At 71.4% G+C, this 17,318-nt stretch carries 16 protein-coding genes and 2 pseudogenes; 6 read left to right on the top strand and 12 right to left on the bottom strand.

What is annotated here, in order from left to right; genetic code table 11:
- From CCS38_RS07095 to CCS38_RS07070, 6 genes and pseudogenes are all read right to left on the bottom strand, one after another.
- A pseudogene (locus CCS38_RS07095) lies at positions 1-229 on the bottom strand (hypothetical protein); the annotation flags it as partial.
- Positions 230-276: 47 nt separating this feature from the next.
- Positions 277-957 carry a class I SAM-dependent DNA methyltransferase gene (locus CCS38_RS07090; RefSeq protein WP_223732336.1) on the bottom strand — a complete coding sequence of 227 codons (681 nt, stop codon included), beginning with the start codon at positions 955-957 and terminating at the stop codon, positions 277-279.
- Positions 958-1,246: 289 nt separating this feature from the next.
- Entirely contained in the window at positions 1,247-1,939 is a 693-nt protein-coding gene (fomD, locus tag CCS38_RS07085; RefSeq protein WP_223732335.1) for a cytidylyl-2-hydroxypropylphosphonate hydrolase, read from the bottom strand.
- A gap of 56 nt (positions 1,940-1,995) precedes the next feature.
- Positions 1,996-3,411: a class II fumarate hydratase gene (locus CCS38_RS07080; protein WP_223732334.1), complete on the bottom strand. Its 1,416-nt coding sequence runs from the start codon at positions 3,409-3,411 to the stop codon at positions 1,996-1,998.
- Between the two features lie 99 nt (positions 3,412-3,510).
- On the bottom strand, positions 3,511-3,840 hold the full coding sequence (locus tag CCS38_RS07075; RefSeq protein WP_223732333.1) for a DUF1876 domain-containing protein: 330 nt from the start codon (positions 3,838-3,840) through the stop codon (positions 3,511-3,513).
- Positions 3,841-3,930: 90 nt separating this feature from the next.
- Complete coding sequence (locus tag CCS38_RS07070; protein ID WP_223732332.1) at positions 3,931-5,604, bottom strand: fumarate hydratase; 1,674 nt, start codon at positions 5,602-5,604, stop codon at positions 3,931-3,933.
- A gap of 148 nt (positions 5,605-5,752) precedes the next feature.
- On the opposite strand from CCS38_RS07070, the gene CCS38_RS07065 reads away from it, so the two are divergent.
- The 3 genes from CCS38_RS07065 to CCS38_RS07055 all read left to right on the top strand — a co-directional run bounded on the left by CCS38_RS07065 (position 5,753) and on the right by CCS38_RS07055 (position 9,144).
- On the top strand, positions 5,753-7,765 hold the full coding sequence (locus tag CCS38_RS07065) for a glycoside hydrolase (RefSeq protein ID WP_223732331.1): 2,013 nt from the start codon (positions 5,753-5,755) through the stop codon (positions 7,763-7,765).
- A gap of 68 nt (positions 7,766-7,833) precedes the next feature.
- Positions 7,834-8,571, top strand: a complete 738-nt coding sequence (locus tag CCS38_RS07060) for a DUF1707 SHOCT-like domain-containing protein (RefSeq protein ID WP_372457017.1) — start codon at positions 7,834-7,836, stop codon at positions 8,569-8,571.
- A 213-nt stretch (positions 8,572-8,784) separates the two neighbouring features.
- Positions 8,785-9,144 (top strand): WhiB family transcriptional regulator, encoded by a 360-nt coding sequence (locus tag CCS38_RS07055; RefSeq protein ID WP_030265320.1) that lies wholly within the window; start codon positions 8,785-8,787, stop codon positions 9,142-9,144.
- 84 nt (positions 9,145-9,228) lie between these two features.
- Here CCS38_RS07055 and glpX read toward each other — a convergent pair whose 3' ends face one another.
- Complete coding sequence (gene glpX, locus CCS38_RS07050; protein ID WP_223732330.1) at positions 9,229-10,260, bottom strand: class II fructose-bisphosphatase; 1,032 nt, start codon at positions 10,258-10,260, stop codon at positions 9,229-9,231.
- Between the two features lie 193 nt (positions 10,261-10,453).
- Between glpX and CCS38_RS07045 the strand changes: the two genes are divergently transcribed.
- Positions 10,454-10,984, top strand: coding sequence for a DUF4245 domain-containing protein (locus tag CCS38_RS07045; protein WP_223732338.1), 531 nt, complete (start codon positions 10,454-10,456; stop codon positions 10,982-10,984).
- 73 nt (positions 10,985-11,057) lie between these two features.
- Here CCS38_RS07045 and CCS38_RS07040 read toward each other — a convergent pair whose 3' ends face one another.
- The 4 genes from CCS38_RS07040 to CCS38_RS07025 form a co-directional block, all read right to left on the bottom strand.
- Positions 11,058-11,651, bottom strand: coding sequence for a malonic semialdehyde reductase (locus CCS38_RS07040; protein WP_223732329.1), 594 nt, complete (start codon positions 11,649-11,651; stop codon positions 11,058-11,060).
- Positions 11,652-11,826: 175 nt separating this feature from the next.
- The gene (locus CCS38_RS07035; protein ID WP_372457016.1) at positions 11,827-12,108 is read right to left on the bottom strand and encodes an exodeoxyribonuclease VII small subunit; all 282 of its coding nucleotides are present in this window, start codon (positions 12,106-12,108) and stop codon (positions 11,827-11,829) included.
- 10 nt (positions 12,109-12,118) lie between these two features.
- Positions 12,119-13,348: an exodeoxyribonuclease VII large subunit gene (gene xseA, locus CCS38_RS07030; RefSeq protein WP_223732328.1), complete on the bottom strand. Its 1,230-nt coding sequence runs from the start codon at positions 13,346-13,348 to the stop codon at positions 12,119-12,121.
- Between the two features lie 111 nt (positions 13,349-13,459).
- The gene (locus CCS38_RS07025) at positions 13,460-14,920 is read right to left on the bottom strand and encodes an APC family permease (RefSeq protein ID WP_223732327.1); all 1,461 of its coding nucleotides are present in this window, start codon (positions 14,918-14,920) and stop codon (positions 13,460-13,462) included.
- Between the two features lie 216 nt (positions 14,921-15,136).
- Here CCS38_RS07025 and CCS38_RS07020 point away from each other — a divergent pair, with 216 nt between their 5' ends.
- The gene (locus CCS38_RS07020; RefSeq protein ID WP_223732326.1) at positions 15,137-16,141 is read left to right on the top strand and encodes a 4-hydroxy-3-methylbut-2-enyl diphosphate reductase; all 1,005 of its coding nucleotides are present in this window, start codon (positions 15,137-15,139) and stop codon (positions 16,139-16,141) included.
- A 116-nt stretch (positions 16,142-16,257) separates the two neighbouring features.
- A complete protein-coding gene (gene ppgK, locus CCS38_RS07015) occupies positions 16,258-17,115 on the top strand; it encodes a polyphosphate--glucose phosphotransferase (protein WP_223732325.1) in 858 nt (285 codons plus the stop codon).
- Between the two features lie 64 nt (positions 17,116-17,179).
- Here the strand turns inward: ppgK and CCS38_RS35495 are convergent.
- Positions 17,180-17,272, bottom strand: a pseudogene (locus tag CCS38_RS35495) (DUF6542 domain-containing protein); the annotation flags it as partial.
- Positions 17,273-17,318 lie beyond the last annotated feature (46 nt).

Genomic DNA, 17,318 nt, shown 5'->3' with positions numbered 1-17,318 from the left:
CGGCGGTGCGCCCCGGCGGTCCCGCGGCCGCGGAGCCGGGCAGGCCGGAACCGGGCAGGGCGGAGCCGGGAAGGTCGGCAGGGGCTGGGCCGACGGGCCGTCGCAGGGCATCGCGCGGATCGGCGGCGCCGTGCGCCGTCGTCTCCGGCAGCCCCCGCGGCGGCATGGCCGGGGGCGCGGCCGGCAGAGGTGCCGGTCGCGGCTCGTGGGAGGTGGGGTGCTCCGTCACGCGTGGGATTCCATCCGTCCGGGGCTGCGCGCCTGGCGCGCTGCGTCTCAAGCGCGTCGCAGGTGCAGGAAGAGCTGGATTTCGGGTGGCACGTCCGTACTGGCCGGGGCATACGCATACGAGTCCTCCCCGGTGACTTCGAAACCCGCGTCGCGCACGACATGGCGCAAGTCGTCCCGCAGGTAACCCGATACCCGGATCGTGTGGCCCAGGAACGGAATCGGGTAGTCGTCCACGTCGGACTCGACCATCGACAGGGCGAGCAGCCCGTCCGGCCGCAGCAGGCAGTGCAGCATCCGCAGCGCGTACGGGATTTCCGCGCGCGGCAGCATCAGCAGGGAGAAGAAGGCGGCGGCGCCGTCGAAGGAGCCGGGACCACCGAGCCGGCCGTCCCGCAGGTCCGCGAGGTCGAGGTGGTGGAACTCGGCGGACGGAACGTTCTCCCGCGCCGTCTTGACCATGGTGGCGGAGAGGTCGACGCCCACGACCCGGTGGCCGGCGCCGGACAGCTGAGCGGCGGTGGGCAGGCCCGTACCGCAGCCGACGTCCAGCACGCGGGAGCCGTCCGGCAGCGACGCGGCGAGCCAGGCTCCGGCGGCGCGCTGCCCCTCCTTGTGGGGGAACGCGCTGTCGTAGGCCCCGGCGATCGCGTTGAACGCCTCGGCCTGCCCGGCCCGGTCCAGTGCTAACCGGTTCAGGCCCTCGTACCCGTCGTAGCTGTCGCTCACGACCCCGCCCCTCCTGCGACCGCGGTCAAGTTCGGTTTCCAGTTCTGGAGTTGCGTCTGTGCCTTCTTGCGCCCTCTTGCGGAGGACGATCCTACGTTTGAACCAGTGGTGTGCAGCAAGGGGGCTCGCCCCTGAGCATCGTTTCAAAGGGAACGCATGTTCCCCGAAGTCGCTGCATTTCGGGCGCTTCTGTCGTCTCCGGGGCTGGGCTCGCCACTCTTGCGGGTGCGGATTTCGCACAAGCGGCCGCTTTTTGGCGGCCGGTCACACGGCCCGTCACGCGACGGCGTCACGAGGGGGAGGGGTCCCGTGCCCGGTCCCAGTCGTCCGGCAGCACCGGCAGGCTCCACTGCGGATCGGGCCGCCAGTGCTCCCAGCCGTCCGTGAACGGCGCGTCCCACGCGGTGATCCGCTCGACCGCGGCCCGGCCCGCGGCGCGTACCTCCTCGGCCTGCGCGGCCGGCATCAGCCCGTCGCTCTGCGCCTGCGCGAACTCGTCCTCGTCCCGCCACTCCCAGTGCCGGTCCGGATAGACCGCGATGTCCAGGAAGTGGTCCTCGGAGTCCACGCCGCCGGACCAGCGGCGGCGCGGCTCCTCCAAGTTCACGTACCAGTTCTTGAACCGCCAGCCGCGCTCCCAGAAGAGCCACACCGACCACGGCTCCCCGGGCCGGGCGAGCTTGAGCACGCCGGTGCCGAACCAGCGGTCCCGCACCACGCGCCGCGGCTTGGTGTACCGGCTGGCCAGCGGCTCGCGGTGGACGAGCGTGCCGTCCGCGAGCACCGGCTTCACGCAGTTCGTGCCCGGCGCCAGCCAGACGGCGAGCAGCTCGTCGGTGTCCTGGACGACGGTGACGGGCCGGCAGATGTGGAAGCGATCGGTGGCGTTGCCGCGATAGCGCCAGAGGATGTGTTCGCCCGGCGCCCAGCGCGCGGTACCGGACGTATGGCCGTCCCTGGTCTCCACCGTATCCGCTGTCATGCGCAGATCTTAGGCGGGGAACCGGCGCACCGCCGTGACATGGGCCGCAGCGAACGTCACGGATGCGTCATGCGCAGCACGTCCAGCGCCTCGTCCAACTGGGCCTCGGTCAGCGCCCCGCGTTCGACGTATCCGGACTCGATCACCACCTCGCGGATGGTCTTCCGCTCGGCCAGCGACTTCTTGGCCACCTTCGCCGCTTCCTCGTACCCGATGTACTTGTTGAGCGGGGTGACCACGGAAGGGGAGGACTCGGCGTATTCCCGGGCCCGTTCGGCGTTGGCGGTGATCCCGTCGACCGTACGGTCCGCCAGCAGCCGCGCGACATTGGCCAGAAGTCGTACCGACTCCAGGACGTTCTTGGCGATCACCGGCAGCATCACGTTCAGTTCGAAGTTGCCCGCCGCGCCCGCCGCGGCGACCGTCGCGTCGTTCCCCGTCACCTGTGCGGCCACCATCAGGACCGCCTCGGGAATGACCGGATTGACCTTCCCCGGCATGATCGACGAGCCGGGCTGGAGGTCCGGCAGCGTGATCTCCGCGAGGCCGGTACGCGGCCCGGACGCCATCCAGCGCAGATCGTTGGCGATCTTCGTGAGGCCGGTCGCGATCGTGCGCAGCTGGCCGCTGGTCTCCACGATGCCGTCCCGCGCGCCCTGCGCCTCGAAGTGGTTGCGGGCCTCGGTCAGCGGCAGCCCGGTGGCCCGCGCCACCTCCACGATCACCGCGGCGGCGAAGCCGGGCGGGGTGTTGATGCCGGTGCCCACCGCCGTGCCGCCCAGCGGCAGTTCGGCGAGCCGGGGCAGCGAGGCGGTCAGCCGCTCCACGCCGTACCGGACCTGCGCCGCGTACCCGCCGAACTCCTGGCCCAGCGTCACGGGCGTGGCGTCCATCAGATGCGTCCGGCCCGACTTCACGACCTCCTTGAACTCCTCGGCCTTGCGCTCCAGCGCGGCCGCCAGATGCTCCAGCGCGGGCATCAGGTCGGCGGTGACGGCCGCGGTGGCCGCGATGTGGATCGAGGAGGGGAAGACGTCGTTGGAGGACTGGCTGGCGTTGACATGGTCGTTGGGGTGCACGTCCCGGCCCAGCCGCTCGGTCGCGAGGGTGGCCAGCACCTCGTTGGTGTTCATGTTGGAGGACGTGCCGGAGCCGGTCTGGAAGACATCGACGGGGAAGTGGTCGTCCCAGCGGCCCTCGGCGACCTCCGCCGCGGCCTCCTGGATGGCCCGCGCGATGTCCGCGTCCACCACCCCCAGCTCGGCGTTGACCTTCGCCGCCGCGGCCTTGATCCGGGCCAGCGCCTCGATGTGCGCCCGCTCCAGCCGCTGTCCCGAGACGGGGAAGTTCGCCACTGCGCGCTGGGTCTGCGCCCGCCACTTCGCGTCGGCGGGGACCCGTACCTCGCCCATGGAGTCGTGCTCGATGCGGAAATCGCCCGACGCGCTCAAGGATGTGCCGTTGTCGCTCATGCCTATGTCAGTACCCGGGGACGGACATCTGTTCCCGGGTACTGATCCGATTCGGCGAATGCGGCGCGCCTCACCTTCCGGCGGCGCCGCTCCGGCGTCTCACCACTCGCGGCGGGCGCGACGGGCCTCGTCGCGCGAGTCGTCCAGCGCCGCCCACCGCAGCGGGTGCGTCGGATGCCCCACGACCTCGTCGATCTCCGCGTGCGCCTTGTCCATCAGCTGCCCGGCGATGTCCATGAGCGCCCGGGCGCCCGCGATCTCCTCACCGACCCGGAGCTGTTCCGGGTCGGTGGGGTGGCGGTCGGCGCGGCCGTGGCCGCGGCATTCCGTGCCGTCGCCGAGCCGCAGCAGGGCGGCGGCCTTCGTGCGGTTGCCGTCCTCCGTGAATTCCATTTCGACGTGCCAGCCGACCAGCGTGTGTGCCTGCATGGTGGCTCACCTCCAGCGGTCCCTCTTTTCAGAGTGCTCCGCCGGAGCGCTGATCACCACATCTGGAGCCCCGGAGAACAGGCCTGAGCGCTACGCGCCCTGGCGCACCGGAATGCTGGTGAAGGTCGGCGCCGGGGCCGGGTCCTGGAAGAAGTCGTTGCCCTTGTCGTCCACGACGATGAACGCCGGGAAGTCCTCGACCTCGATCTTCCAGACCGCCTCCATGCCGAGCTCCTCGTACTCCAGGACCTCGACCTTCTTGATGCAGTCCTGGGCGAGCCGGGCCGCCGGGCCGCCGATGGAGCCCAGGTAGAAGCCGCCGTGCGCGTGGCAGGCTTCGGTGACCTGCTGCGAGCGGTTGCCCTTGGCCAGCATGATCTTCGAGCCGCCGGCCGCCTGGAACTGCTCGACGTACGCGTCCATCCGGCCGGCCGTCGTCGGGCCGAACGAGCCGGAGGCGTAGCCCTCGGGCGTCTTGGCCGGACCCGCGTAGTACACCGGGTGGTTCTTCAGGTACTCCGGCATCTCCTCGCCGGCGTCGAGCCGCTCCTTGATCTTCGCGTGCGCGATGTCACGGGCGACGACGAGGGTGCCGGTCAGCGACAGCCGGGTCTTGACCGGGTGCTTGGTCAGCTCGGCCAGCATCTCGTCCATCGGACGGTTCAGGTCGATCTTGACCGCGTCCAGGTCCGGGCCCGCGCCCTCGGTCAGCTCCTCCTCCGTGGTCTCGGGGAGGAAGCGCGCCGGGTCGGTCTCCAGCTGCTCCAGGAAGACGCCCTCGGCGGTGATCTTCGCGACGGCCTGGCGGTCGGCGGAGCAGGACACCGCGATGGCGACCGGGCAGGACGCGCCGTGCCGGGGGAGGCGGACGACCCGCACGTCGTGGCAGAAGTACTTGCCGCCGAACTGCGCGCCGATCCCGATCTTCTGCGTCAGCTCGAAGACCTTCTCCTCCAGCTCGGTGTCACGGAAGCCGTGGCCGGTGGGGGAGCCCTCGGTGGGCAGCTCGTCGAGGTAGTGCGCGGAGGCGTACTTCGCGGTCTTCAGCGCGTACTCGGCGGAGGTGCCGCCGACCACGATCGCCAGGTGGTACGGCGGGCACGCGGCCGTGCCGAGCGAGCGGATCTTCTGCTCCAGGAACTTCATCATGGAGCCCTCGTTGAGGACCGCCTTGGTCTCCTGGAAGAGGAAGGACTTGTTGGCCGAGCCGCCGCCCTTGGCCATGAAGAGGAACTTGTACGCGTCACCGTCGTTCGCGTACAGCTCGATCTGCGCCGGCAGGTTCGAGCCGGTGTTCTTCTCGTCCCACATGGTCAGCGGGGCCATCTGCGAGTACCGCAGGTTGAGCTTGGTGTACGCGTCGTAGATGCCGCGGCTCAGGGCTTCCTCGTCGCGGCCCGGGGTCAGCACGTTCTGGCCGCGCTTGCCCATGACGATCGCGGTGCCGGTGTCCTGGCACATCGGGAGCACGCCGGCCGCCGCGATGTTCGCGTTCTTGAGCAGGTCCAGGGCGACGAACTTGTCGTTGCCGGACGCCTCGGGGTCGTCGATGATCTTGCGGAGCTGGCCGAGGTGCTCGGGGCGCAGGTAGTGCTGGATGTCGTGGATCGCCGCTTCCGCCAGCTTGCGCAGCGCCTCCGGCTCGACCTTGAGGAACGTCCGGCCGTCCGCCTCGAAGGTGCTGACACCCTCCTTGGTGATCAGGCGGTACGGGGTCTTGTCCTCGCCCTGGGGCAGAAGGTCGGTATAGGCGAATTCCGGCATTGCGGCCAATCCTCACTCGACGGTGACTTCGCTGTCATCAACGGCAGCTTCAACAGCCTAGAACGCCCTGAGCGGGCCGCCGCTGTGAGGTAAGGCTCAGTAGCCGTTCTCACAACTCCCTTAGAAGCCGTGTGCAGGGTGCCGTCGCATGACACGTTTCCTGAAAGCCGCGACCGGTACCCGCAAGCGCCGGGCCGCGCTCGCCGCGCTGGCCGGCACCGCGCTGACCGCGAGCACGTTCACCGCCCTGCAGGCGTACGCCGGGCCCGGGGACTCCGGCGACGACGGGGGGACGGTCGCGCTGCGCATCAAGGGCGGCGAGGCCCGCATCGACCCCCGGACGCTGCGGATCACCGCCCGTACGGCGAGCGGTACGGAGTCCGTGCTCTCCGCGGCGGCAGCGGAGTCGCTGGGCACCCCGACCCCGGTCTCCCGCCGCGGCCCCGCCTCGGCGGCCTGGTCCTACCCCGACCGCGGGCTGACCGTCTCGGCGGCCGCCCGCGACGGGCGGCTCGTCGTCGACCTGCACGCGAAGAAGGACGGCAGCCTGGGCTGGCCGTCGGCGGGCGCGGCCGCCACCGGGGACACGAAGGGCGCCGCGATCGAGCTGCCGCGCGGCGAGGGCCTGCGCATCCCCGTCGCCGACCCGTTCTGGAACTCCGCGCGGGGCGGGCTCACCGGCGAGGAGGGCATCGGCCTCAAGGACCTGACGATGCCCTTCTGGGGCACCACGGCGGGCGGCCACGGCGTGAGCACCCTCGTACCCACCGACCTCGGCACCCAGCTGCGGTTCCGCTCCACCGGCGGGCGGCTGCAGACCGCCGCGCGTCACGACTTCCGTCGCGCGGACGGTACGGACGACTACACGGTGGCCTTCTCGCTGACCGACGGCTCGCCGGTCGCGGCGGCCAGGGACTACCGCCGGTACCTCGCCTCGAAGGGACAGCTCGGCAGCCTGAAGCAGAAGATCCGCAAGAACCCCGAGGTCGCCAAGTTGATCGGCGCCCCGCACGCCTACGTATGGGGCGACGGCCGCAGTGCGAAGACCGTCGAGCGGCTCAAGAAGCTCGGCATCTCCCGCATGTGGCTCGGTTACGACGCGGACGGCAATCCCATGCCGAAGGAGGCCGTCGCCGCCGCGAAGAAGGCGGGGTACCTCGTCGGCCCGTACGACAGCTGGGACAACGCGCAGGACCCGAAGACCGCCGACACCAGCGTGGCGAAGTGGCCGGACCGGGTGTACCCGGACGGCTGTGTGCACGACGCGGACGGCAAGCCGGAGGGCGGCTTCGGCGGCCGCGGCTGCTACCTCAGCTCGCAGGCGCTCGCGGACGCCGAGCCCCGCCACCACTACCTCGCCGACCGCGCCGAGGACATGACCGCCAACGGCGTGAACAGCTACTTCCTCGACGTCGACGCCACCGGCGAGCTCTTCCGGGACCACACGCCGGGCCACCCGATGACGCAGGCCGAGGACCGCGCGAACCGGCTCCAGCGGATGCGCGGGGTGTCCGGGGGCGCCCTCACCGGCGGCCGCCCGTACGTCCTCGGCTCGGAGTCGGCGGGCTCCTGGGCGAACCAGGTGATCGACTTCAGTCACGGCTCCAGCACGCCGGTCCACGACGGCCTGTGGAAGGCCGAGCGCGACAAGAAGACGTGGGGCGGCTACTGGCCCAAGGGGCGGCCCGGCATGTTCTTCAAGCCCGCGACGCTCGACACGTCCGTCGCGCGCGCCATGTTCGACCCCCGGTACCGGGTGCCGCTGTACGAGACGGTGCTGCACGACTCGGTGGTCAGCACCGACCGCTGGGAGCTCTCCCTCTACAAGCTGCCGGAGCAGAAGAAGGACCGCGCGCTGCTCGCCATGCTCTACAACACCCCGGTCAATCTGGCGCTCGACGGCAAGGCGCTGGACGAGCACGGCAAGGAGATCGCCGCCATGCAGCGCTTCTTCGCGGGCATCCAGAAGGCCGCGGGGACGGCGGCGATGACGGACTTCCGTACGCTCACCGCCGATCACCGGGTCCAGCGGACCACCTTCGGGGGCGGCCTGAAGATCACGGCCAACTTCGGCAGCACGGCGTACCGCGGCCTCCCGGGCGGCTGCGTCCAGGCGACCGGCGGACCGGCCGGACCGCAGCGGTTCTGCCCGGAGGGCTGAGGCCGGCTCGGCCCGAGATCGGGGTTGCGCACTAGTCGCGATCTATCGCGTCTCGCTACGCTACGGATGTGGACGCATCTGACAACGGGGGACAGCGCCCCGCATCCGTGGACCTCACCAAGCCCGCGCAGGCCCCGCCCGCCGAGGCCGCGATCCGGGCCTCGGACGCCGACCGGGACCGTATCGCCGAGATCCTGCGCGAGGCGCTGGCCGAGGGCCGGCTGGACGCCGAGGAGCACGCCGAGCGCATCGACGGCGTCTACCGCGCCAAGACCATGGGTGAGCTGGAGCCGCTGATCGCCGACCTGCCCGCCGGCCGGGAGCGGGCGGGCACGGACCGGACGGCGGCCGCGTACACCCCGGAGCCGCCTGCCGGCTCCGCGGCCGCCACCCTCGTCGGTGTACTGAGCTCGGCGGTCCGCAAGGGCCGCTGGCGGGCGCCCGCACGGATCTCCGCGGTGGCCGTCCTCGGCTCCGTGGAGATCGATCTGACCGAGGCGCTCTTCACGCACCAGCACCTCCACATCAAGGCCGTCTCCGTCCTCGGCAGCGTGGAGATCCGGGTGCCGGAGAACGTGACGCTGCGCGGCAGCGGCTCCGGGGTGCTCGGTGCCTTCGAGGCCGAGACGTACGAGTCGGACGACCCGGCGGCACCCGTGATCACGGTGCACGGCTTCACGCTGCTCGGCAGCGTCGAGGCCAGGCCGAAGCGCGGCAAGTGGGTACGTGATCTGCAGGACCGGATGCACGGCCGGCTGCACGGCCGGACGCGGGACCGCGGGGAACGGCGGCACGGGCACATGTAATGCGGTGGCACGGGCACATGTAATGCACAGCTGTAAGGGGCGCCGCATCCGACACTGCTTTCAACGCATGCGCCACGGTGTGCATAGAGCCGCGTACAGCGGGTAGGGCTGGTGCATCGTCTCTCGTACGGCTGCGGGGTGTGCGAAAACGTCGTGCGCAGCGAGACGGGCAAGTGGTGACTGAAATCGCCGAGCCGTCGTCAGGAGTAGACCGTGCTGCTACCGCATCAGCCCCTGCAGGACGCCGCAGTCGTGCCCGCCCAGCGAGTGCCCGCCAGGGACGAGGCGGGACCCTGGCACTCCGAGGCGGTGTGCCGACGGGACGAGGCGGGACTCTTTTTCGCGCCGTCGAAAGAACCGACGGCCGCCCGGCTGGCCAGGGAGGAAGCCGCGAAGCGGGTCTGTGCCCGCTGCCCAGTGATGATCGAGTGCCGCGAGCACGCCCTGCTCCAGCCCGAGCCGTACGGCGTCTGGGGCGGCCTGACTGCCGCCGAGCGCCGCGTCGTCCTGGCCCGCCGCCGGCGCCGCGACGCCGAGCTGCAGCGCTCGGCCCGGATGCCGGCCGCGGGCTGACGCCTGTAGGACCCATAGCAACGGCCCGGTGCCCCACCGCGAGAGCGGCGGGGCACCGGGCCGTCGGGCGTCCGGAGCGGCGCCTCAGCTGGGCCGCTCGAAGTCGATCGAGCTGTAGGCGCGCAGCTTGGAGAGCCGGTGCTCAGAGTCGATCTGCCGGATTGTGCCGGACTTGGAGCGCATCACCAGCGACTGGGTGGTGGCGGTCTCCGCGCGGTAGCGGACGCCGCGCAGCAGCTCGCCGTCGGTGATGCCGGTGGCGACGAAGAACACGTTCTCGCCGCTGACCAGGTCATCGGTGTGCAGTACGCGGTCCAGGTCGTGCCCCGCGTCCAGCGCCCGTTGGCGCTCCTCGTCGTCCTTGGGCCACAGCTTGGCCTGGATCGTGCCGCCCAGGCACTTGATCGCGCACGCCGTGATGATGCCCTCGGGGGTTCCGCCGATGCCCAGCAGCAGGTCCACACCGGTGCCTTCGCGTACGGCCATGATCGCGCCGGCCACGTCGCCGTCGGCGATGAACCGGATGCGGGCGCCCGCCTCGCGGATCTCCTTGACGATGCCGTCGTGCCGGGGCCGGTCCAGGACGACGACGGTGACGTCCTCGGGGCTGGAGCGCTTGGCCTTGGCGATGCGGCGGATGTTCACGCCGACCGGTGCGTTGATGTCGACATAGTCGGCGGCCTCGGGGCCGGTGACCAGCTTGTCCATGTAGAAGACCGCGGACGGGTCGAACATGGAGCCGCGGTCGGCGACGGCCATGACGGAGACGGCGTTGGCCATGCCCTTGGCCGTCAGCGTCGTACCGTCCACGGGGTCCACGGCCACGTCGCACTCGGGGCCGGTCCCGTCGCCCACGCGCTCGCCGTTGTACAGCATCGGCGCGTGGTCCTTCTCGCCTTCGCCGATGACGACCACGCCGTTCATGGAGACGGTGTGAATCAGGGCACGCATGGCCTTGACCGCGGCGCCGTCCGCGCCGTTCTTGTCGCCACGGCCGACCCAGCGGCCCGAGGCCATGGCGCCGGCCTCGGTGACCCGGACCAGTTCGAGTGCGAGGTTGCGATCGGGGGCCTCTGGGCTGACCTCGAGCTGGGACGGCAGATGATGCTCGGTCATCGGAGCGCACCTTTCTGTACGGCGACGGCCGGTTAGGTGAGGGTTCGATTGACCTTATCGCTATGTCGAGAAAATGAGCAGAGGGGTCCACGGATGAGCGCTGCATCCCGGCCGGAGCACGGCGGAGGCGCCGTGGGTGGGGGCCTTGTCCGGGCCGTTCCCGGCATGGGGGACCATAGAGGGCGTGGCTGGTATGCGAGGCAAGCAGACGGTGCGGGACATGGTCCTGTCGATGGCGGTGATCGGCGTGGTCGTCGCGGCGATTTACTTCTTCATCCCGCACGACGACAGCAAGGACGCCCAGAACAGCGCGGTGAAGACGGTCAGCTACCGGGTCGAGCTGACGACCGCCCGGCGCGCGGCGACGTATCCGGTCGCGGCGCCCGAGGGGCTGCCCAAGGGCTGGCGCGCCACCTCCGTCTCGTACCGGGTGAGCGACGACGGCCGGGGCGGCGCCTGGCACCTCGGCCTCCTCAGCCCGGAGGACCAGTACGCGGCGGTCGAGCAGAGCGATGCGCCGGCGCGCGAGTACATCAAGAAGGTCACGCTGAACGCCACCCCGGCCGGCGGCAGCCGGGAGGTCGACGGCGCCCGCTGGGACGAGTACAAGGGCGACACGTACAAGGCCCTCGTGCGCAAGGAGTCCGGCCACACCACGGTCGTCACCGGCACCGCGTCCTACGAGGGGCTCGCGGAACTGGCGGGCGCGCTCAAGGCGAAGTAGCGGCGTCACCGCATACGACAAGGAGGCCGCCGCACCCGGAGGGGTGCGGCGGCCTCTGCCGTACGCGAGGGGCTCAGACCGTGGTGGCGGCGTCCTCGAAGGACAGACGCGGCGAGCGCGGGAAGAAGGCGTCCTCGCCCGGCTTGCCGATGTTGATCACCATGAAGGACTTCTGCTTGCCGTCGCCGAAGAACTCCTTGTCGACGGCGGTGAAGTCGAAGCCCGTCATCGGGCCGGCGGCCAGGCCCGCGGCGCGGACGCCGAGGATGAAGTAACCGGCCTGCAGGGTGGCGTTCTGGGTGCCGGCGACCTCGCGCGCGGCCGCCTCGGAGAAGAACGTGTCCTTGATGCCCGGGGCGTGCGGGAAGAGCTCCGGCAGCTTCTCGTGGAAGTCCAGGTCCACGGAGAGGATGACGGTCAGCGGGGCCGACAGCGTCTTCGGGCCGTTGGCGCCCATGGCGTGCTCGACGAGGCGCTTGCGGGCGTCCTCGGAGCGGACCAGCGTCAGGCGCAGCGGCGACTGGTTGAAGGCGGTCGGGGCGAACTTCACCAGGTCGTAGATGGCCTGAACCTGCTCGTCGGTGACCGGCTCGTCCGTGAACGTGTTGGCGGTCTGGGCCTCGCGGAAGAGGAGGTCAGCAGCGGCGGCGTCAAGGGCGAGAGTCATGGAGGGCACCTCGGTGATTCGTGGTGGTTCCGGGCCGGGAACGGTCCGGTCGTACACCCTCCACTTTAACGCCGATAGGTTAACCTTCAACTAAAACGCGGGGGTTGTGAGCGGATTCACATGGGTGGCGGGGCGGGTGCCGGCCGCGCTCCGGCGGGGACCCGGCGGGGACCGGTTACTCCTCCGCCTGCTCCTCCTCCGCCAGCGCCGCGTCCAGCCGGGCCCGGGCGCCGTCCAGCCAGCGCCGGCACACCTTCGCCAGCTCCTCGCCGCGCTCCCACAGCGCGAGCGACTCCTCCAGCGTCGTGCCGCCCGCCTCCAGGCTGCGGACCACCTCGATCAGCTCGTCCCGCGCCTGCTCGTACCCGAGCGTGGACGTCACGTCCGGCGCGCCCGCCGCCCCCGTACCGGCTTCGCCGTCCGTGTCCATGCCCGTGTCCGTCTTCGCCTTGGCCATGCGCCCCAGCCTAAGCGGGGGGTGTGACAGCGCCGTCCACGCGGCGGACCGTGAAATCGCCCTCGGCCACCCGGGCCCGCAGCTCCTCGTCCGCGCCGACCTCCTCCGGCGAGCGGACCGCGCTGCCGTCGGAGCGCTGCAGTACCGCGTAGCCGCGCTCCAGCGTCGCCTTGGGGGAGAGCGCCACCACCCGCGCGAGGGTGTGCGACAGCTCGGAGTCGGCCCGGTCCAGCAGATGGCCCAGCGTGCGCCGGCCGCGCTCCAGCAGGGCGGTGACCTGCTCCTCGCGGGCCTCCACCATGCGGTGCGGCTCCCGTATGCACGGGCGGTTCAGCGCGCCCGCGAGGCCGCGCTCCTCGCGGTCCAGGAAGCCGGTGACCGAGCGCAGCGCGCGCTCCCGCAGGTGCTGGATGCGGACCAGCTCCTCGCCCACGTCCGGTACGACCTTCTTCGCCGCGTCCGTCGGCGTCGAGGCGCGCAGGTCGGCGACCAGGTCCAGCAGCGGGCTGTCCGGCTCGTGCCCGATCGCCGACACGACGGGCGTACGCGCCTCGCCCACGGTCCGTACGAGCTGCTCGTCGGAGAACGGCAGCAGGTCCTCCACGCTGCCGCCGCCCCGCGCCACGATGATCACGTCCACGTCCGGCCGGGCGTCCAGCTCCCGCACCGCCTCGATCACCTGCGGCACGGCATGCACCCCCTGCACCGCGACGTTCCGCACCTCGAAGCGGACGGCCGGCCAGCGGTGCCGGGCGTTCTCCAGCACGTCCCGCTCGGCCGCGCTGGCCCGGCCGCAGACCAGCCCGATCAGCTGCGGCAGGAACGGCAGCGGGCGCTTGCGCTCCACCGCGAACAGCCCCTCGGCGGCCAACGCCTTCTTCAGCATCTCCAGCCGCGCGAGCAGCTCGCCGACGCCCACCGGCTTGATCTCGGCGGCCCGCAGCGAGAGCTGGCCGCGCGGCGCGTACCACTCCGGCTTCGCGTGCACCACGACCCGGGCGCCCTCGCTGATCACGTCCGCGACCTTGTCGAACACCTGGCGATAGCACGTCACGCTCACCGAGATGTCGTGCGACGGGTCGCGCAGCGTCATGAAGACGACGCCCGCGCCGGGCCGCCGGGAGAGCTGGGTGATCTGCCCCTCGACCCACACCGCGCCGAGCCGGTCGATCCACCCGCCGATCAGGCGGGACACCTCGCCCACCGGGATGGGGGTCTCTGCGGACGTCTGTAGAGCCATGCGCCGAGCGTATCGGCGGGGTCCGACAGCGGGGGCGCGGGCCGCGTGCCGGGTGCGGCGCCGTCGCGCGGGGGCGCTGCCCCCGGACCCCCGGTCCTCAATCTCCCCCAGCTACCGCTGGGAGGTGCCCCCGGACGGACTGGATGTGCTGGACCTGGCGCGCTTCACGTACTGCGCAGCCAGTACCACCAGGCCCACCACCAGCCACGCCCCGCCGACCACCTGGGCCGTCGGGGACGCCTCGACGATCACCGCGACGACCACCGCGAGGCCCAGCAGCGGGACGATCACATGGGCCAGTACGCCCCGTGCCGCGGCCCGCTTGCGCAGCCAGAAGTAGCCGATCACCGACGCGTGCAGCAGCCCGAAGGCGGTCAGCGCGCCGACGTTCACGATCGAGGACAGGTGGTCCAGGCCGTCGTCCCGGCGGGCCGCCCACACGGCCGCGACCAGCGTCACCACCGCCGCGCCCAGGAGCGCCCGGCGCGGTACCCCGCTCCCCGCGTCCACCTTCGCCATCGCTCCCGGCAGCCGCCGGTCCCGGGCCATCGCGAACAGCAGCCGGCCGGCCGCCGCCTGCCCGGCCAGCGCCGCGAACGCCGCGCCGATCGCCTTGCTCGCCGCGACCAGCTTCTGCAGCCACTCGCCGGCCGCCGCGTTGGCCGTCGCGTAGAAGGCGTCGCCCTGCTCGGCCGGCTTCGCCGCCAGCTCGGCCGCCGACATCGGCGCGAGCAGCGCGGCCAGGTACGTCTGCACGGCGAACAGCACGCCCGCCACCACCAGGCAGGTCAGCACCGCCCGCGCCACCCGCCGGCCGCCCCCGGACGCCTCCTCGGCGAACGCGGCGATCGCGTCGAAGCCCAGGTACGACAGCACCGCCACCGACACCGCCGCCAGCACCGCGCTCGTCGAGAAGCCGCCCTCGCCCGTGAGCGGCACCGTCCAGCCGCGCTGCGCGCCGTCCGTCGCCAGCACCCACACCGCCGCCACGACGAAGACCACCAGCACCGCGATCTCCATCGCCAGCACCAGGAAGCCCACGACGGCCGCGGTCCGTACGCCCCACAGGTTCAGCAGCGTGGTGACGACGACCGCGGCCGCCGTCCAGATCCACTGGTGCACCGACGGCACCAGGGAGTGCAACGCGATCCCGGAGAAGAGGTACGCCACCGCCGGGATCAGCAGGTAGTCCAGCATCGCCATCCAGCCCGCGACGAAGCCCGCGCCCTCGCCCAGGCCGATCCGGGCGTAGGTGAAGACCGAGCCGGCCTGCGGCGCGACCCGCACCATCTGCGCGTACGAGTACGCCGTGAAGGCCATCGCGATCGTGGCGACGACGTACACGAGGGTGATCGCGCCGTGCGACTTGGCCTGCAGCGTCCCGAAGATGCCGACAGGCGCCATCGGGGCGATGAAGAGCAGGCCGTAGACGATCAGGTCCCGGAAGGACAGGGACCGCTTCAGCCGGACCCCGGCGGCCACGGTGGCGCCGGCGGCGCCGTCGGTGCCCGTGGAGCCGTCGGGATCGGGAGCGCCGCCGGACGGGGGCTGCGGCTCGGCCGTTGGGGACATGGCGGACACCTCTGCAGTACGCACGGGCCGCCGGCGATCGACGGCCTCACATGATCGTCGGCCGTACCGCCGCTCCGGGCAAGCCGCCCTGCCGTACCGGCGGCTGCCCAGAGTCCGTACCGGCATCAGCCCGAAGCCGTACGGCCATCCGCCCTGACAACGCTGCGTTTCGACCTCTGGCCATGCCTTCCGTTCGCCGCCACCCCGACCCGTACGATGGGGACCATGACCACCCCGACTTCCCGCCGCGTCCTCCTCGCCGCCCCCCGTGGATACTGCGCCGGCGTGGACCGAGCCGTCATCGCCGTCGAGCAGGCCCTGCAGCAGTACGGCGCGCCCGTCTACGTACGTCATGAGATCGTCCACAACAAATACGTGGTCAAGACGCTGGAGAAGAAGGGTGCGATCTTCGTCGAAGAGACGGAGGAAGTGCCCGCGGGCAACATCGTCATCTTCTCCGCGCACGGCGTCGCGCCGGTCGTCCACGACGAGGCCAAGCGCGGCAAGCTCGCCACCATCGACGCCACCTGCCCGCTCGTCACCAAGGTCCACAAGGAAGCCGTCCGCTACGCCAAGGAGGACTACGACATCCTCCTGATCGGTCACGAGGGCCACGAAGAGGTCATCGGCACCAGCGGCGAGGCCCCCGACCACATCACCCTGGTCGACGGCCCGGACGACGTGCGGAACGTCGAGGTCCGCGACCCGGACAAGGTCGTCTGGCTCTCCCAGACCACCCTCTCCGTCGACGAGACCATGGAAACGGTCGACGCCCTGAAGGGCCGCTACCCCAACCTCCTCTCCCCGCCCAGCGACGACATCTGCTACGCCACGCAGAACCGCCAGACGGCCGTGAAGCAGATGGGCGCCCAGGCCGACCTCGTGATCGTCGTCGGCTCCAAGAACTCCTCGAACTCCGTCCGCCTGGTCGAGGTCGCGCTCAACGCCGGTGCCAAGGACGCGCACCTGGTCGACAGCGCCGACGAGATCGACGAGGCGTGGCTGGAAGGCGTCGGCACGGTCGGCGTCACCTCCGGCGCCTCCGTCCCCGAGGTCCTCGTCGAGGGCGTACTGGAGTGGCTCGCGCAGCGCGAGTACGAGGACGTGGAGACCGTCACCGCCGCCACCGAGTCCATCCACTTCTCGCTGCCCAAGGAGCTCCGCCGCGACCTGCGCGCGGAGGCCAAGGCGGCGACGGACGGCGAGTCCGCCGCGGAGTGACCCGACAGCACCCCACCGGCCGGTCCGTCTTCGGACCGGCCGGTTCGCCTTGTGAGGGGCGGATTCGAGGGTGGATTTGAGGGGTGAAGCGGCCCCTGTCCGCCTAGCCTTTCCCCATGAACGTATTCGGCGTGGACATCGGCGGTTCGGGCATCAAGGGCGCTCCCGTGGACCTGGAGCGCGGCGAGCTCAGGGAGGAGCGCTTCAAGGTGCTCACCCCGCACCCGGCCACCCCGGAAGCGGTCGCCGACGGCGTCCGGCAGGTCGTGGAGCACTTCGGCTGGTCGGGGCCGGTGGGGGCGACGTTCCCGGGAGTGGTCACGGGCGGGGTGACCCGTTCGGCGGCCAATGTCCACAAGTCATGGATCGGCACCGACGCCGTCGCCCTGCTGACCTCCCGGCTCGGCGGCGAGGCCGGCGGGTGCGAGGTCACGGTACTGAACGACGCGGACGCGGCCGGGCTCGCCGAGATGCACTTCGGAGCGGCCCGCGGCCGGATGGGCACGGTCATCATGCTGACCCTGGGCACCGGCATCGGCAGTGCCGTCTTCACCGACGGGCAGCTGGTCGCCAATACCGAGCTCGGCCACCTCGAACTGGACGGTCACGACGCCGAGACCCGCGCCTCGACCCGGGTCAAGGACGAGGAGGACCTGAGCTGGCACGAGTGGGCGCCCCGGCTGCAGAAGTACCTCCGGCACGTCGAGATGCTCTTCACGCCCGAGCTGTTCGTGATCGGCGGCGGGGTCAGCCGCAAGGCCCACAAGTTCCTGCCGCTGATCGAGGGCGTCAGGGCCGAGATCGTGCCTGCGCAGCTTCAGAACAACGCGGGGATCGTGGGGGCCGCAATGGCCGCCCGGCGGGCTTCCCACCCGGCTGCTTCCGCTCCCGCCCCTGGTCAGGACGCCGGTCTCGGGGCCGCCGACCCCCGCCCCGGTACACCTCGTGACGCTGCGCGCGCCGCCGGAGGATGAGCAGGCCCTTCCGTACGCCGACGATCAGCACGCTGAGGGCCGTGCCGAGGTAGAGCCAGCCCGCGTTGACCGCGAGCAGGGTGAAGACGCCCATCAGCAGGCTGCCCGCGCCGTCCCCGCCGCGCGCGACGGGCAGGCTGCCGACGGTGTACGCGATCGGCAGCGTGACGGGCGCGACGACCAGGTCGTACGGGCGTACCCAC

It is taken from the genome of Streptomyces purpurogeneiscleroticus, assembly GCF_020024005.1.
GTDB lineage: Bacteria > Actinomycetota > Actinomycetes > Streptomycetales > Streptomycetaceae > Streptomyces > Streptomyces purpurogeneiscleroticus.
This window is presented reverse-complemented; position numbering and strand designations above follow the sequence as displayed.

What these genes read in the sequence shown, in the direction of transcription:
- fomD (WP_223732335.1), bottom strand. Translation starts at nt 1,939, where the DNA reads ATGACAGCGGATACGGTGGAGACCAGGGACGGCCATACGTCCGGTACC.
- CCS38_RS07080 (WP_223732334.1), bottom strand. Translation starts at nt 3,411, where the DNA reads ATGAGCGACAACGGCACATCCTTGAGCGCGTCGGGCGATTTCCGCATC.
- CCS38_RS07075 (WP_223732333.1), bottom strand. Translation starts at nt 3,840, where the DNA reads ATGCAGGCACACACGCTGGTCGGCTGGCACGTCGAAATGGAATTCACG.
- CCS38_RS07070 (WP_223732332.1), bottom strand. Translation starts at nt 5,604, where the DNA reads ATGCCGGAATTCGCCTATACCGACCTTCTGCCCCAGGGCGAGGACAAG.
- CCS38_RS07065 (WP_223732331.1), top strand. Translation starts at nt 5,753, where the DNA reads ATGACACGTTTCCTGAAAGCCGCGACCGGTACCCGCAAGCGCCGGGCC.
- glpX (WP_223732330.1), bottom strand. Translation starts at nt 10,260, where the DNA reads ATGACCGAGCATCATCTGCCGTCCCAGCTCGAGGTCAGCCCAGAGGCC.
- CCS38_RS07045 (WP_223732338.1), top strand. Translation starts at nt 10,454, where the DNA reads ATGCGAGGCAAGCAGACGGTGCGGGACATGGTCCTGTCGATGGCGGTG.
- CCS38_RS07040 (WP_223732329.1), bottom strand. Translation starts at nt 11,651, where the DNA reads ATGACTCTCGCCCTTGACGCCGCCGCTGCTGACCTCCTCTTCCGCGAG.
- CCS38_RS07035 (WP_372457016.1), bottom strand. Translation starts at nt 12,108, where the DNA reads ATGGCCAAGGCGAAGACGGACACGGGCATGGACACGGACGGCGAAGCC.
- xseA (WP_223732328.1), bottom strand. Translation starts at nt 13,348, where the DNA reads ATGGCTCTACAGACGTCCGCAGAGACCCCCATCCCGGTGGGCGAGGTG.
- CCS38_RS07025 (WP_223732327.1), bottom strand. Translation starts at nt 14,920, where the DNA reads ATGTCCCCAACGGCCGAGCCGCAGCCCCCGTCCGGCGGCGCTCCCGAT.
- CCS38_RS07020 (WP_223732326.1), top strand. Translation starts at nt 15,137, where the DNA reads ATGGGGACCATGACCACCCCGACTTCCCGCCGCGTCCTCCTCGCCGCC.
- ppgK (WP_223732325.1), top strand. Translation starts at nt 16,258, where the DNA reads ATGAACGTATTCGGCGTGGACATCGGCGGTTCGGGCATCAAGGGCGCT.